The 15417-nt window shown below is 36.5% G+C and carries 12 protein-coding genes and 1 pseudogene; 1 reads left to right on the top strand and 12 read right to left on the bottom strand.

The window, feature by feature from the left end:
- Positions 1–72: 72 nt before the first annotated feature.
- From HMPREF9182_RS09535 to HMPREF9182_RS09520, 4 genes are all read right to left on the bottom strand, one after another.
- On the bottom strand, positions 73–252 hold the full coding sequence (locus HMPREF9182_RS09535) for a hypothetical protein (protein ID WP_009755069.1): 180 nt from the start codon (positions 250–252) through the stop codon (positions 73–75).
- 108 nt (positions 253–360) lie between these two features.
- On the bottom strand, positions 361–1689 hold the full coding sequence (gene gtfB / locus HMPREF9182_RS09530) for an accessory Sec system glycosylation chaperone GtfB (protein ID WP_009443802.1): 1329 nt from the start codon (positions 1687–1689) through the stop codon (positions 361–363).
- A 17-nt stretch (positions 1690–1706) separates the two neighbouring features.
- Positions 1707–3248 (bottom strand): accessory Sec system glycosyltransferase GtfA, encoded by a 1542-nt coding sequence (gtfA, locus tag HMPREF9182_RS09525; RefSeq protein WP_009754384.1) that lies wholly within the window; start codon positions 3246–3248, stop codon positions 1707–1709.
- Positions 3249–3257: 9 nt separating this feature from the next.
- On the bottom strand, positions 3258–3920 hold the full coding sequence (locus HMPREF9182_RS09520) for a hypothetical protein (protein ID WP_009443171.1): 663 nt from the start codon (positions 3918–3920) through the stop codon (positions 3258–3260).
- A gap of 290 nt (positions 3921–4210) precedes the next feature.
- Between HMPREF9182_RS09520 and HMPREF9182_RS10830 the strand changes: the two are divergent.
- Positions 4211–4599: pseudogene (locus HMPREF9182_RS10830) on the top strand (ISL3 family transposase); the annotation flags it as partial.
- Between the two features lie 360 nt (positions 4600–4959).
- Here the strand turns inward: HMPREF9182_RS10830 and HMPREF9182_RS09510 are convergent.
- From HMPREF9182_RS09510 to HMPREF9182_RS09480, 8 genes are all read right to left on the bottom strand, one after another.
- Complete coding sequence (locus HMPREF9182_RS09510; protein WP_009443302.1) at positions 4960–6126, bottom strand: family 1 glycosylhydrolase; 1167 nt, start codon at positions 6124–6126, stop codon at positions 4960–4962.
- A 55-nt stretch (positions 6127–6181) separates the two neighbouring features.
- A complete protein-coding gene (locus HMPREF9182_RS09505) occupies positions 6182–7447 on the bottom strand; it encodes a hypothetical protein (protein ID WP_009754553.1) in 1266 nt (421 codons plus the stop codon).
- 76 nt (positions 7448–7523) lie between these two features.
- Positions 7524–9911, bottom strand: coding sequence for an accessory Sec system translocase SecA2 (secA2, locus tag HMPREF9182_RS09500; protein WP_009443990.1), 2388 nt, complete (start codon positions 9909–9911; stop codon positions 7524–7526).
- Positions 9901–10935: an accessory Sec system protein Asp3 gene (gene asp3, locus HMPREF9182_RS09495; RefSeq protein WP_009754282.1), complete on the bottom strand. Its 1035-nt coding sequence runs from the start codon at positions 10933–10935 to the stop codon at positions 9901–9903. The genes secA2 and asp3 overlap by 11 nt, the downstream gene beginning before the upstream one ends.
- Positions 10932–12314, bottom strand: a complete 1383-nt coding sequence (gene asp2, locus HMPREF9182_RS09490) for an accessory Sec system protein Asp2 (RefSeq protein WP_255263279.1) — start codon at positions 12312–12314, stop codon at positions 10932–10934. Before asp2 ends, asp3 begins: the two co-directional genes overlap by 4 nt.
- Positions 12299–12496 carry a hypothetical protein gene (locus HMPREF9182_RS11025; protein ID WP_050792360.1) on the bottom strand — a complete coding sequence of 66 codons (198 nt, stop codon included), beginning with the start codon at positions 12494–12496 and terminating at the stop codon, positions 12299–12301. Before HMPREF9182_RS11025 ends, asp2 begins: the two co-directional genes overlap by 16 nt.
- On the bottom strand, positions 12483–14069 hold the full coding sequence (gene asp1, locus HMPREF9182_RS09485; protein ID WP_009754570.1) for an accessory Sec system protein Asp1: 1587 nt from the start codon (positions 14067–14069) through the stop codon (positions 12483–12485). The genes HMPREF9182_RS11025 and asp1 overlap by 14 nt, the downstream gene beginning before the upstream one ends.
- 9 nt (positions 14070–14078) lie before the next feature.
- Positions 14079–15338, bottom strand: coding sequence for a preprotein translocase subunit SecY (locus tag HMPREF9182_RS09480; protein ID WP_009754682.1), 1260 nt, complete (start codon positions 15336–15338; stop codon positions 14079–14081).
- Between the last annotated feature and the right edge of the window lie 79 nt (positions 15339–15417).

Genomic DNA, 15417 nt, shown 5'->3' with positions numbered 1-15417 from the left:
GGATTTTTGAAGAGGGATTCGGATCAAACCATAGACCTCACCTCCTTTAATCGTATTTTTTAGTCATTAACTCTATTTAAAGAAATGGCCTAATTGCATGACCAACGTCACGATGACTGTGATTAAAAAGAGAATGGCACCAAAAGCCGCAATGATACTAAATTCTTGCTTTTCTCTTTTCAATGGTTTTCTTCGATTTTTCAACTTCTCTTGAATATGCTCTTGTAGAATACTATTGTCTTTTTGCGACATAGCGTACCCTCTTTCTTTAAGATGGACTGGCTGTATGTTTAAAATGCAGCCAGACGGCGATGTGTCCAGCTGACTTCTGCTATTCTGTGATAGAAGACAGTGTCCACGTTAAAAAATAGATTGATACTGTTCTAAGCTTGCTTGATTAGCTACTTCTTTTTGAGTGGCTAATGCTTTTTCCATTTGCTCTGGCGCCGCCAGTACTTGACGAATCAGGCCAATCATTTCTTCCACGTTTTCAGGATTGTAGATATGACTTGGTGCTATAAAACGTCTATTGTGACAGGTCGCATCAAAGCTAAGGATGAGCATATTATTCTCAAAAGCTTGCCTACAAGCATTTAAAATTTCATCACTAATGTTGATGTCCAAGTAAATGTCACATTTCGTATACAATTCTTTGACCTTGCTTGGTTGAATATTTGGATACAGCGATACATTGCCATATTTATTCAAATCCATTAATTTGCTTGACATTTCTGTAATAGCACCAATATGGAAATGAACTTTTGGTAGAGAAGTCAGTAAGGTCTCAATTTGCTCAATTTGATCACTGTTGGTCAAGATGAGCGCTTCTGGATTTAGATTATTTAAACGCTGGTATTGATAAATATAGCCTACATTATAGATTTTTTGTTGCGCATCCGCAGGTGCCAAAGCTACTAGCTTTTCAAAAACTCTTTTGTCTTGGACGGAAATTTTAGTGTGCCGTGTTTGGCTTTGCAATAGGGCTACCATATTACCAGGAAGCTCTTCACCAATTTCTTCTTGCCAGAAAAGAATATCTTGAGCACTTCCATCTCTAGGTTCTAAATCATAGGCTACTAAAAATGGAGTGGCGAGTGAGTTATAAACAACTCGCTCTGTCTGATAGCCTCTATAGCGGATATAAAAGGCTACAAACTCTTGTTTTGATTTGAAAATATGTTGCTTTTCTCCGAGTGTCAAGAGAATATCCCCAGTAAGATGATTCTCCATAATGACCACAACACCATTTTGATCAAAGTAACAAGTATGGATAGCCTGCTGGGCATTATCGTATGTAATCTGTGCAAAAAGCCGACCTTTACGATTATAAATATCAGCCGTTCGTACGGCACCATTTAAATCCAGCCATTCCACCGCTCGTACACGGCGTTCATGAGTTGGCTGACGATAATAGATATTTGCGCGTTTTTGGCCCATATCTAGAACTTCCCCACTGGTGTTACTGGAACGGATTTCCCACAAATGTGGCACTTGAATACGATTGAAATAAAGCGGATAACCTTCAGGCGCTTCTAAATCACCTGTAAAATAACTATATGGCGATTCTACATCAGGCGCTAAGTAACCGTCATCCTGAACGACCACAACAGGACATTCTATACCTGCAAGTTTCAAGGAACGTAGCAAATCAAAACTAGCTTGATCATAGCGTTCAAATAAACAAAGCATGTATTGTATTCTCCTTTCTATTTTACTCTTTCTTTATCTTGAACAGACTGAGCTAATTGATACCATTTTTGAGCAATATGCTCATCGAGATAGGATTCTGCTATCTGATAAGATACAGCAGACAGTTCTTCCTGCGTATGCTCCGTAAACAACTTGACGATATATTGAGCATATTCATCTGTCATCTTTTCAATATCATCTGGTCTAGCTTCTGGAATCAAATAGCCATTTTCTCCATGGCGGATGAAGGTCGGATTCCCATAACGAACGTCAAAACCAATCAGTGGCAATCCTGAACCAACTGCTTCTAAAAGTGTCAGACCAAATCCTTCACTAGTAGATGCTGATAGATAAGCTGCGTAATCCTTATACACTTCCGCCATATGGTGATGCCCCATGAGACGGATATAATCTTCCGCCTGTAACTCTGCAATGAGCTTCGTCAACATAAGCTCTTCGCCACCTGTTCCATAAATATCAAATGTCAGCTGTGGCAACTGTGCGTGTGCTTTTACAACAGAACGGATCAGCCAGTCAATATGTTTTTCACTGGCCAGACGAGAAGCCGTCATCAAGGCATAAGGCTTCCTTGGACCCTCTGGATAACGCAGCTCGTCCAAGCTCCCAACTGGAATAGTCAGAATGTCCCTCGGCGTGATATCTGTATATTGGGCAAACTGCTCTTTCAGCAGTTCTGTCTGAGCATCGGTAGAATTGATAATATAGTCGACATCTTGCGCATACTCAAACTGATATTCATAGTAATTATTCCAAAGAATATACTGGGTTTCTTCTTCATTTTCACTAAAGTGATCCGCATGAACAATGACAGCTAATTTAGCCTGACCTTTATTCTCAAAAATCGCTTGACCGATGTCTGTCTCTCGATCTAAAATCACTAAATCATCTGATTGCAGTTGCAAGCTTCGAATGAAGTAAGCTACAAATTCTTGCTTAGAGTAAAAAACCTGCTTAGGAAAACGGTAGAGACAAGTATCATATTTCCCATCAACATCATCAATGATTTCGTCGTAAGCAACGCTTCCATCTTCATTGAGCCAACTACGCTGATGCAATTTAGCTCGCCCGTTTACTGGAGCATAATATTCCACAAACATCTTAGTATAGCTATAATATTCTTTTTGAATCAGACAGCCTCGAGAGACGATTTCAACTCGCTCTATTAATTCTCTGTCCATATCACAGGCGTAGCAAGTAATAAAATCTGCATTGCCATAGTCTAATCTGATAGTCTTATTCTCAGGATTTCGTATGATCTCCAGAGGCTGTTTTTCTAAATTTGCTAAGACTTGCGTCAAGGTATAAGTCGTTGGCGCAACCTTGATATCTGTGAAATACTGATAAAGCCAGATGATTTCTGAGTCGTAAAAACCGATATTCTGAGTGAGGTGCTGGATATTATCCGACGAGATAAAATCCATAAAGATAAACTTGGCATCCAGCCCTACACTGCGAAGCAATTTAGCACGATAAATCTGCGCATATTCGACACCGCTGCTAGCCCAGCCAATGCCTAAATTGATATTATAAATCGTCATAAAAACTCCCTACTGTAAAAAATCATCTTGAGGAATCCGAGATAAACGTCTGACCGTTTTATCGTTTTCCGCTTTTTCATCTTCTTTTTTCTTGAGCCGCCCAACATCAGTTTTAGGATAAGTAACTGGAACTGTGTCATCTGTCCCTGTTTTAGCTGTTTGTTTCTCAAAATTAAGAATGCTTGAAGTAGTCGTAGCTTCTAGTTTCTTCTCAAACTCTCGAATTTTTTCAACTTTTTCAGATTTTTTTTCTTTTTCACCAACTAATTCCACATTATCCAGAAGCTCATTGATCTCACATAATATTTCTTTAATTTTGCTCTTGCCGTTTTCATAAACATCTTCTGTATTTTGGCGTTTTTTGGTCAGTTCATCGATTTCTTTCAAGATTGAAGTTCGCGTGTCAAGATAATCTTTTTGAGCATCTTCTAAAACTCTCTGCGCTTCTTTCTCTGCTTTTTCATGCGCTTCGATGATAAGTGACTTAGCATGAACAATCGCTTCGCCGATTTCTTTTTCTTGATTTTTTGTAGCTTCAACTTTTTTATGGAGAGCCGCAATCTTTTCATTTTTCTTATTCAACTCTCTATCATGAGCTTGTTTTAAAACCTCAATATAGGCTTCAACTTCTTTTGCACGATAATTGCCAAATAATGTTCTTTTAATCCTCATTTTAACTTCTCCATCTAAAATTGTATATATTACCAATATAGAATTATAACATACTCTCTAGTTTTTTACCAGTTTTTACTAGCATTTTTACATATTCAATACATAATTTTAACGATTAACTAACGATTTATTTACAGTGATTTAGTTTGTCACCTACTTTTCTCTTTTTCCTCTATAATTTCTATAGTGGTTCAAATCACTGCAAGAATTATAGAGCCTATTTTATTGTAAAAAAAAGTCCCATAAGAACTATAATGAAAAGCAACTAAACTATCATTAGAAAAGCTCTTATGGAACAGTTAAATTTTATCACAAACTTACTCGGATTAAAATCACTATCTTGGATCATCTTGATGCTGGAACACATAAATAAATTCTCGCTAAGCTTGATTATCCCGCAGCCCAACTGTACAGGACAAATGACTAAATATGACTTCCAGAAAGAATCAAGAAAAACTTACCTAGAGCGTACGGGATATAAAAATCTCATTCACTTAAAGAAACGACGTTTTCGCTGTGAAATCTGTGGAAAAATGGCTGTTTCAGAGACTTCCTTAGTCAAGAAGAAGCACCAAATCATATCTATCAACAACCAAATCGCCAAAAATTAATCAAGAAAGTCCTCATGACTACCATCGCTGAAAGCTTAGCTGTCTCCCCATCTACAGTCATTCACAAATAAAAGGATTTTGACTTCAAGAGAAATCATAGCTATCTTAGATGGACAAACTCAAGTAACTATTCATAAGCATTTTTTCGCTATTCCAGACAGGTCCGAAATGAGGGTTGAAGTCATTACCACGGGCATGTTTATCCCCGCTACGACATCATTAAAGTCATTAAGCGAAAAGCTTTTTGGCTTCCGAATCTTTGAAAACTTTAAAACTAGAATCCTCATTGCTTTGAATATCAAAAAAGAGAGGACCATTTAGTCCTCTCCAAGCTCTAACTTTTCATCAACACACTATACCTATAATCCCCTGCAGCAGTTTAATCCACTATAGAAATTATAGATCTTTCTTGTGCTTTTCTTATTTTTTTAGATATCTAAATCAACCCAATGTAGAGGGGTATATCCTAACAAATCAATCCCATCAAACTCTACCGTCTTGATGATTTCCTGAACATTTTCTTTTAGATCTTCGGCATTTGTGCCATCGTTTAAAGCAAAAGAATTGTTTTCAACTACAAAAAGCGGTTTTTGATAGCGATCATATAAATTATTCATGACGACACGCAAACCAACAGGATCTATTTTTTCTTCACTGCTTGTTTTTTCGACATACTTGCTCACAAATACATCTTGAGAATTTGCAGATGGGTAATAACTAAAGGCAACAAAATCAATTGTCCCATCTTTTAGAACAAATAAATCATCATTATCAACATCTAAAACCAACTGTTCCCGCTCTAAACGACGCAAAAAGTGATTAGGATAATAACCGCGTACCTGGACATCCGTAAAGAAATAGTTCTCACGATTCTTCACTTCCGCTTCCATGGCATCAACAGCATTTTCAGTCTGTCCATAGGCCTGACTGACAACAAACATGCTGCCAATTTGAAAATCTGGATTGATTGTTTTTCCTAACCTTACAGCTTTTGCTGATGCAACTAATTGATAGTGGGCAGCCTGCCAAATTAACTGCTCACGATTTTCAACATTTTCCAAACATAAACCAGCTCCTACAAATGGCAAATGATGTAAAATATTCATTTCATTAAAGGTAATCCAGTATCTGACCTTATTTTTAAAACGTGAAAATACGGCTTGGCAATATTTTTCATAGAAAGTAATCATTTTTCTATTGCTCCATGCACCATAATTTTCATATAAATTCAGCGGAATATCAAAATGGCTTAGGGTTACAATCGGCTCAATCTCTCTTTTTAAGATTTCGTCAATGATGTTTTCATAGAACTTCAAGCCTTCTTCGTTCGGCATTGTTTCATCGCCATTTGGAAAGATGCGCGTCCAAGACAGGGAAAGAGAGTATGCGTTAAACCCCATCGATTGTAATAATTTGATATCTTCTATATAATCATTTTTACTTTGAAGAGTTTCACCAAATAAATCGTACGCCCCTAAAGGCACTTGTTTATAATCCAATTCGCCATTCATCACAGAAGCACGATAATCTCCTATTGGAAGAACATCAATTGTCCCCAGCCCTTTATCATTATTTGACATAATATTTCTAATCATGATAACTCCTTTAAATTTTAGTTTTCGTATTTGATATATAAATTTAGAAAAAGCACTATTTATCAAATTTATACATCACTTTCTTAGTTTTTGTAATTGATGCCAAATTAGATAAATCGCGTGTCATATTCTTAAATTCACGCGTCACTGGCTGTGAACTTGGCCTCATCAAGCGATATAATTGCTGCTCAGTCAATAGAGACGACCTATTTGCATTTACAAATTTCAATGCATTTTTAGTTCCCAAAGCAGATACCGATTTCCCAGTGATTGGAATATTTCTGATTTCTGATATCGGTCTATGCGAAGCATTCAATGAGTGAGAGCTTTGTTTAGAACAATTCTGACTGTAAAAATAAGAATCTTCTTCAACACGCTGTCTCCGATAGCGACCTAAGCTATCGGAATTCGAAAGCGACTCGCTTGAAGAATAGCTTTCTGATTCCAATTCACTTTGGCTTTCTTCTATACGTTGACTCAGAGACTCACTCAATGATTGGGACGCAAAAATGCTTAAAGAGACCTGCTCTGATAATATACTACTGTCATATAAAGAATCAGATTCACTTTGATTTAGTGAATAAGTTATGGATTCTGATTCTAAAATAGAATGCTCCCTCTCGCTTTCAGATAAAGAAACTACATAACTCTCTTCTTGACGGCTTTGTGATAATGAATACTCTAAGCTTTGCTCCTGTGACACTAGATCTGCGTGAGATAAAGACATACTGACTGATAGAGATGCCTGAATTTCATCATTTTGAAAACCATCTATACTTTGCGACTGAACAATTGAATCTGAGTCCACTGAAGTATCTGAGAGACTTTCTAACTCTGAAACTTCTGACTCGGCAATTTCCACTGAATGTACTGATTCACTTTGGCTGAGGGAGACCGACTCTGCCACTGACAAACTGATATCGTTCGAGCGCGACTGAACCTCAGAAATAGACTCACTCAATGAAGCAGCTACCACTGATATACTTTGGCTATGCGATAGAGATTTCGAATTCGATATAGTATTTTCTAACGATTCTGAAGCATCTGTTGAAAGGCTTTGACTCAGGCTGATAATCAAATCAGTCACTTCCAAGCTATTTTGGGACCGAATTTTTTTCAGAGCTTCTTTAAACGAAGCTGAGTCAGTCATATCCCCATTTTTGCTCTCTCCATTTGAAGAGGGGGGAGTCATTCTGATTACTTGTCGCAGATGAGGTTTTGCCTCCTTAGACTCCTTGCTGTCTTCTTTTTCAAAAATTAAATTTTTTAAACCTTCTTTAAAACGCTGAAATCCTGATGTTTTTTTATGTTTTTTACTCATATTTCCATTCTCTCCCAGAATGATTTTGTAATATTCTTATTATATTATAAAGCCTAAAGCATCATATGTCAAAATATTACCCAAAATATACTTCTAATCTTCCTTTTGAGTCCACATTAATATAGCTTAAAGCAATGTTTTTTATCGTCTGTAGTTTAATATCTTCGTTCATCTTCTGGTAGGATGCAAACGCTTCTTTATGAAATTCATACACAGGATTCTTTTGCGCATAGCCTTGACTGATAACTAATGATTGAAATTGTTGTAAGTAGTCCACTTGTTCTACCCAACAATCATCAACTGCTTTCAGTACAGCAATTCGCTGAAATTGACTAAATGTTTCAGGGTCTTTAATTTTGATTTTCTTTTGTTGATATTCATCAGCTAACAATTGAGCGACAAATTCTTTGATTTGTGCCAAGTCTGATACGTCTAAGCTTTCTGGTATTTCTTCACAAGAATAACTAATGTTATCTAAAATAAAGCGGAAGAAATCTGCCCGATTTTTAAATGGGTGCTTCTTGCAATAATAATCAAGCCCTTCTGACAATAATTCTAAAAAGTATTTATAATCAAAATCAGGATGATCAATAATTGCTTTTCGTCTGCTATAAATAATTTGTCGCTGAATACGGATGCTTTCATCATATTCCTCGGTAGACCTGCGTGAAGAAGCACCTGAATTATCACTATTTCTTTGCGCTTCCTCAATCGCATTTTTTATCCGCCGAGATTTCAACTCCCGTTTCTGCTTACTCTCTGGTTTAGCTACTTCTTTTTGATAATAATCATTGATCCACTTGCTGCCGCTTTTGGTAATGAGATCATCTTCCAATGAAACAAAGAATTTACTTAAGCCAGGATCACCTTGCCTACCAGCACGCCCCCTCAGCTGAAGATCGACACGTTCGCTTGACATTCTCTCTGTCCCAACAACCGCAAGGCCGCCTAATTCTGCAACACCATCTTCCAATAAAATATCCGTTCCACGGCCAGCCATAGAAGTAGCAACCGTTACGGCACCATATCGACCTGCTTGTGCAATCATTTCCGCTTCTTTTGCCGCATTGTAAGCGTTCAAAACATTATGAGCGATTCCTTCTTTTAAGAGAAGCATAGAGTACAGTTCAGACATTCCCACTGATCCAGTTGCAATCAAAACTGGCTGTCCCTTCTCATGAAGTTTTTTGATATAGGCAAGCGAAGCGTAAATTTTTTGAGGAGCTGTCAAATAAATTTCATCTGGGTAATCAATTCTCCGATTCTTCTTACGCGTAGGGACGACAACTACGCCCAAATCATAAACTTGTCGGAATTCATCCTCACAGACCTTACCTGTTCCCGTCATTCCTGCCAGTTTTGGAAACATTTTGAAGAGATTTTGATAGGTAATGGAAGCCATTGATCTTGTTTCAAGGGTGATTTTTACACGTTCTTTGGCTTCCAAGGCTTGATGCAAGCCTGATTGAAGCTTATTTCCCTCTAGCAAACGACCAGTAGATTCGTCCATCAATTTCACTTCTCCCCCATCAACAGTATACTGTCTATCTTTTTCAAAAAGTGTATTTGCTCGTAAGGCTAAATTAATCTGACGAATCAGTTGGAAATTATCTGGGGCATACAAATTTTTAACCCGAAAATAAACTTCAGCTTCTTTTACCCCTTTACGAGTCAGCCAAACAGAAGTTCTAGTAGAATCCAGGTTGTAATCTTCCGTTTCTTTAAGAGTTTTTATAAATTCATCACAAGTCAAATAAAGATTTGATTGTACCCTAGGTGAACCAGAAATAATGAGAGGCATTTGTGCGCTATCTAATAAAGCCGCATCTACTTCATCTACTAAAACAAAGTAAAACTCAGGCAGAAACTGCTTTGAATGAGAAGTGGCAAGATTTTCTTCTAAATAATCAAATCCTAAAGCACTGTGTGTCGTATAAACAACATCACATTGATAAATCCGTTGCTTCTCTGGAATTTTTATCGGTTTAGCTGGATCCTCTGGAACGGCAACACCAATGGTCATTCCTAAAAAGTTAAAAACAGGTGACATCTTTTCCGCATCGCGTCGAGCTAGGTAAGCATTTGCGGTTACTAAGATGACACTTTTCTCTGTTAAAGCGTTTAAATACAAGGGTAAAATAGCCGTTAGTGTTTTGCCTTCTCCCGTTCTCATCTCAGCAATTTGATTATCCTGCATGATTAGAGCGCCTAGGATTTGAACATCATAGGGATAGAGTTTTAAGATCCGCTTTGAAGCCTCACGTATTGTGGCATAAGCCTCCGGCAGGAGATCTTCCAGTGTTTCACCAAAAGATAAGCGATTTCGAAACTCTTGCGTTTTTGATTGCAATTCACTATCACTTAATGCCGCATATTCTTCAGCTAATTGGTTTACTTTACGTAAAATTTTCTCATAACGCCGCAATTTATACGAATTTATTAACTTAAATTTCTTAGATTTCATTATCCGTTATCCAATTTTCAACCTGTTCTATCTGTATTTTTTGAAGCAAAAATGATTTTTCTAATAAGTAATCAAAATTAGCGAACTCTGATTTTTTAGAGTCTGATTCAACATAATACATTACCTTTTGGGGATTAAACCGATGCAATAATAGTTCTTTAAAGACTGGATAGCGCACTCGCTTCCGATAGCGATCAATAACTGTTTGATACTCTACTTCTGTTAAAAAATCATCGGTGATTAAAGCATATGCATTTGAAAATTGCTTAGAGTAATATAAAGCTGCAATGTTCGAAATAGGACCATACCCAACAAATACCACTCTAGATATTCGATAGGTGTCCGCTAGGCTTTCAATTTGTTGTAGCAACATCTCAAAGAACTGTATTTCCATATACAAAAGAGCTCTTTTGTAGGAAGTATTCACCAGTAGGAGATTTGGAAACTGCTTTTGAAACGACTCTTTGATAAAGCCTGTGCGGTTGATATCCGGTTCAGTAAAACAAACATACATACTCTTATGTTCTTCATCAATATTCAGTAAATCAGAAATCCAGTAACGATCAACGGAGTACTCATTTGTTTCAACTTCTGAGATGTCAATGCAATCGAATAAAAAACGATGGCAGCCTGAACTAACTAACTGAATTTTATAATGATGTGTATTATCTGGAACGGTGACAGTCTGTATTTCATCTTGTTTAATAATCTGACTCAGAATCGTCTCATCAAGAGCATCCAGAAATTCAACCTTCAAATAACTTGAATTTTCAGGTTTTGTTTCAATAAAGACACATATTTTATATTGATGCCCACATTTTAGTTGTGGAAGTTGATTTGTATTTCTTGCTCCTTGATAATTAACAGCTGAATGCCAATCGTGAATCACTGTTCCAGAGGGCATAAATTGATTTTCATATAGTACTTGCCCATCATCCAAAATTTTGACAGATGAACCATATAGATATTGAAAAGCACTCTGCATATCCCAATAAACAGAATAGACTTCTTCTTTATATCTCAAGAATCATACTCCCTTCCAAAATCATTTTTCATCAAGGTTTTATACTGATTAAAAAACCACTCTACAATGCCTTGGGTATCGTCATTGTGTCGTCCTGTCAAACCTTTACTAATGACACTTACTTTATAATCTTTTTGACTCAATTTTTCCAACATATCTTGATAGGCACTGCCATCATAGTCATCATGGTACATATAGGACATTAAAAATTTCGTCTTTGAAAAATCTGCTTTATCAAATAAATTCCAAAATCGGTGATTTAATTGCTCAACTCCGCTATCAGAAAGCTGCCCACTCACTCGATAAACCAAATCTAAGGAAGTCGGAAAACCACCTGGTCTGATGGTGGATTCGTTTTGAGCCATATCTCCTAAACTTACTAATGGTTTCCCTACGATAATCGCATGAGGCTGGAGCATGGAACCGTAATACAAAGCCCCAAAAGTCCCCATTGATAAACCAGATAGAACCAATTGATCAGGTGTGAATTGAAGAGTGTTTAGACATTGATGAATCACATCAACAAGAGCCTGTTCTAATTCATCTGAACCTAGATAAAAGGCTCCACCTTCAGAACGAGGATCTCCTATCAATAAAAATGGCGACCCTAAATTATTCATCATCCAATAGCCTTCAAAGCCCTCTGCCGGCCGATATCCTGAAAAATAGATATTTAATGGTGGCTTTAAGTCACCAGGGTGAAAGAAATAAATGAGTTCTTCTCTATTTTTATCAACAATGCGCTTCCCGCCAACTAATAAATCGCCATAGCCAAGATGTGAATCACGGTAATGGAAAGGACCGATTTTAACAACACCTTCTCCTTTGGCCTGAAGTGTCACACTAATATAATAGTCCGCATCACTGTCTAAAATGAGAGGCTTGTCAAAACTCTCCTGATCATAAATCCATTCCTTCGTTTCACTGGCACTTCCGCCAACAGGATAAGCCTTTAATATATAACGAATGGAACACTGGCCATATGTGATAAACTCCGGCCATAATTCGATAGGAATTTCCTTACCTAAATAGATATTATATTGGTAAGTAGCCACAGCTTGATAATCATCACCGTATTCTCCGCACAATGATAAATAGCTAGTTCCTTCATAGTTGATTTCACCCGTAAAAGAGGGATTCACAGATAATTGATTTACACTTAATTTTGTACCACTTTGACTCGCATAAAATCCTCTAGAAAAAGTGTGAATCATTTGTTCAGGGTTTTCAAAGTTAGATTTCAAGGCCTGTTTTTTTAGTAAAAACTTTTCCATCGTTTGCGTCTTTACCAGACAACGTTCATGATAAAACAGCCGATAAACCTGAATCAAGCTATCCAAAACTGTAATATAATCTAAATGCTCTACTGTATCAACAATGACGACATCAAAGGGCTTGTTTTTTTCTTTTTGACATCTTCTTCCTCAGCAATGCCAACATCTTCCGGCAATAGAGACATAACATCCTGCGGAGTTACAAATGTCCACTCTAAATTATCAGGAATTATATATTGCTCTTGCCAATTTGTATCAGCAATTTGCAGTACACTAATTTTTTTCATTTACATTTGTTCCCTTTATGATATTCTTCCACATGTCCACAATCTCACCTTTTGTATATTGCTCAATTTTCTTAACAGAATGAACGAGAGATTGATTCCAATTTTGTAAATCCGTAAAATAGTATAAAATAGCTTGTTCTAATTCCGAAATTCCCTCTAATATCCATCCATTTTCGCCATGTTTTACATAAGATGAATCAGAAAGGTTAATTTGAGGGATTCCTACACTAATTCCTGCAATCTGTGTGAGGACATCGGCAGGATTCCCAAAATCAAGAATCAGTCTCACATATTTCAAGGCTTTCGCCATATCTGTATCACTATAAATACTACAGATATCAATTCGTTCTCGCAGTGGCTTTTCATCATCTAGGACAATATCTGTACCTTCTGGACCTTTTTTTACAAACTCTAACTGCTCATAATCAGGATTGTTAGAGCGAAATGCTTCAATCGTTTGCTTGATATAGGCTTCTCTGCCATATTCCTGACTCTGAGTCCCAACAACCAAATCAATCCATTCGTTTTTTAACATCAAGTCAAATAAAGTCGTAAAGATATATTGACCCTGTTCACTTGGCAAATTGTCAAAATTAAGATAAAGTATTAGCTCTTTTTTTCGCTGACTATGCCCTAAACTCAACTGAGTATTATACGGTGAAATCTCATAACAAGCTGGCAGCCGTTCTATGTCAATTGACTCAGATATTCTTTCCAATTTCTTAAATGTATCAACCACGAAAAACGGTGTCCCTTTTAAATCATTTATCAAGCGCTCCACATCATCTATCGGATAACGTTCCCCAAAAAAGGAATAGATAACCGAATGATGTTGTTTAATCTCTTGGAAGAAATAATTATGCTGAGAATCCGCTGAAATAATGAGTGAATCTTCTACGGTCAGAACCTTATCCAGATGTTCCACAATCTTTTCTTGCACTAATTCTTCAATATCATTATAAATTTCTTTTTGAAAAAGATGATTAAACTTTGAATTGACATGCACTTGATGATTTTCATCTAAGAGGTATTCTCTCAGTCGCCATTCGCCACAAAAGTCCAAATAATCTTGATAGTGAGCCTGCCCGTCATTAAAATAAATAATACTAGATACAAAGCCTCGATCGTCAAATATTAATTGATAATCTATTTTTCCCTCTTTGAAATAAGTGATATCATATATGTTGCCAACTTGGGAAAAATTTACTTGGGCATATTTTTTACCATGCCACTCAACATCTACAATAAAGGGAGTATAATAAAGTTCTGCTCCTTGGGGCCATTTTAAATCTGCTAATCTTATTTTTCTTTGGACAATATCCGTCACACCTTGAATTGTATCAAACAGGCTCCAGATATCATCCGTATCCATTTTTTGTTGGTAGAAAAAAGTGCGAATTTGAGGAGAATAATTTAATATTAAAGCAGTCGTTTCCTCATTAGATTGCTGAAACATTCTCAATAAATTCACCGCATCATCAAACATCATATTTTTTGATACGTAGAAAAAAGGCAGAGCATTCGAATACCATTTTCTATCTTGTCTATACCACGAAGGCACAAAATAAAACATTTTGTTTGTTTATTCTCCTTTTGTTGCTAATTCACTGTGATAGCGTGTTCCAATACGCAAAATTTTCACTTCTTCTCTCAGAGGGAGAAGCATACTAATTAAAATGACCAACATACTTGGTAAAGTTAAAAAGAATTTAGGAAGCGAAATAAAGAAATTAATAAAATAAGGCAAGCCAATATATAGTACTAGATATATTGCACCAATATGAGACTGAATAAACACATACCGTTTCAAGAATTTCAAGGTTGCTTTACCTGGCTGAACATAATCGAAATACTCACCTTGGCGCTGCAATCTTTTAGCTGTCTCTTCAGGCTCGAGATTAATATAAGCAAATAAAATTGCCAATATATAAATCGCCCCTAAATACACAATAAGACTAGGCAGCTTAGTAAAGTCAAATAAATTGCCTAGCTTAAAGGGTAAGATCCTGCCAAACCATTCTTGTAATAATTGAAACAGCATGATAACACTTGTTGCATACATAATCGGCATTCCGCCTGAGGGCACAAATTTAACTGGCAAATAAGATTTGTCATAATATCGGTTGCTGATTAAAATACGATTTAGAGGTAAGCGAATTTCTGCCTTTTCAAAAAAAACACCTACCAACACTAGAAACATATAGCATAGGATAGCACTGGCAAAAACCATAAAAGCATTACTCTTATCAATGTAATCACCAACAAGAAGAACGATTTGTTTCCCAAACTGCAAAACAATTCCAGCTATGATGATAATCGTTGAACCGCCAACTCCATGTTCTGAATTAAGGCTAGAAAGCCACATGATGACAAAACTTCCGGCAATTACTGTCATTAAAATACTTGCATTAAATATCCAATCATCAACCATCAACAGAAAACGAGCGCTCCCTGTCCGTACCATAAATATCACTGCGATCCCTTGTAATATTGCAAAAGCTAGTGTCAACAATTTTTGAACAAAATCCATTTTCTTAAAGGACCAAGATTGGATATTCCAACTTTTGTTCAGATTGACAACTTGCCATACAATCATGGCTGTAATCCATGGTCCCAGTCCCAATGAAAAAATAGATACTTGGGATAAATCTAGGCCCGCCAAAGCATATAAATATGATATTGGATTATCTGCTCGGGAAGTTCCAGAATTTGCACTGTGCATTAGACCTGGAAGCAAAATATGCCTTCCAAATATATAGAATGCTAAAATAAATACTGTAAATTTCGCTCGATGTCTAAAAATATTAATCCGTTTTTTCTTATTTACTCCGAAATGTTTCATTCTCGTCCTTTATTACTTAGGTTTAATTTAATAAAGCAAGTTCACTCCAATAAACCGTTTAAAAGGAATCAACCTGCTT

The sequence above is a fragment of the Streptococcus sp. oral taxon 056 str. F0418 genome, from assembly GCF_000220065.1.
In the GTDB taxonomy this organism is placed as follows: Bacteria; Bacillota; Bacilli; order Lactobacillales; family Streptococcaceae; genus Streptococcus.
The sequence above is the reverse complement of the archived record's forward strand: the minus strand, read 5'-3'. Positions and strand labels throughout refer to the sequence as shown.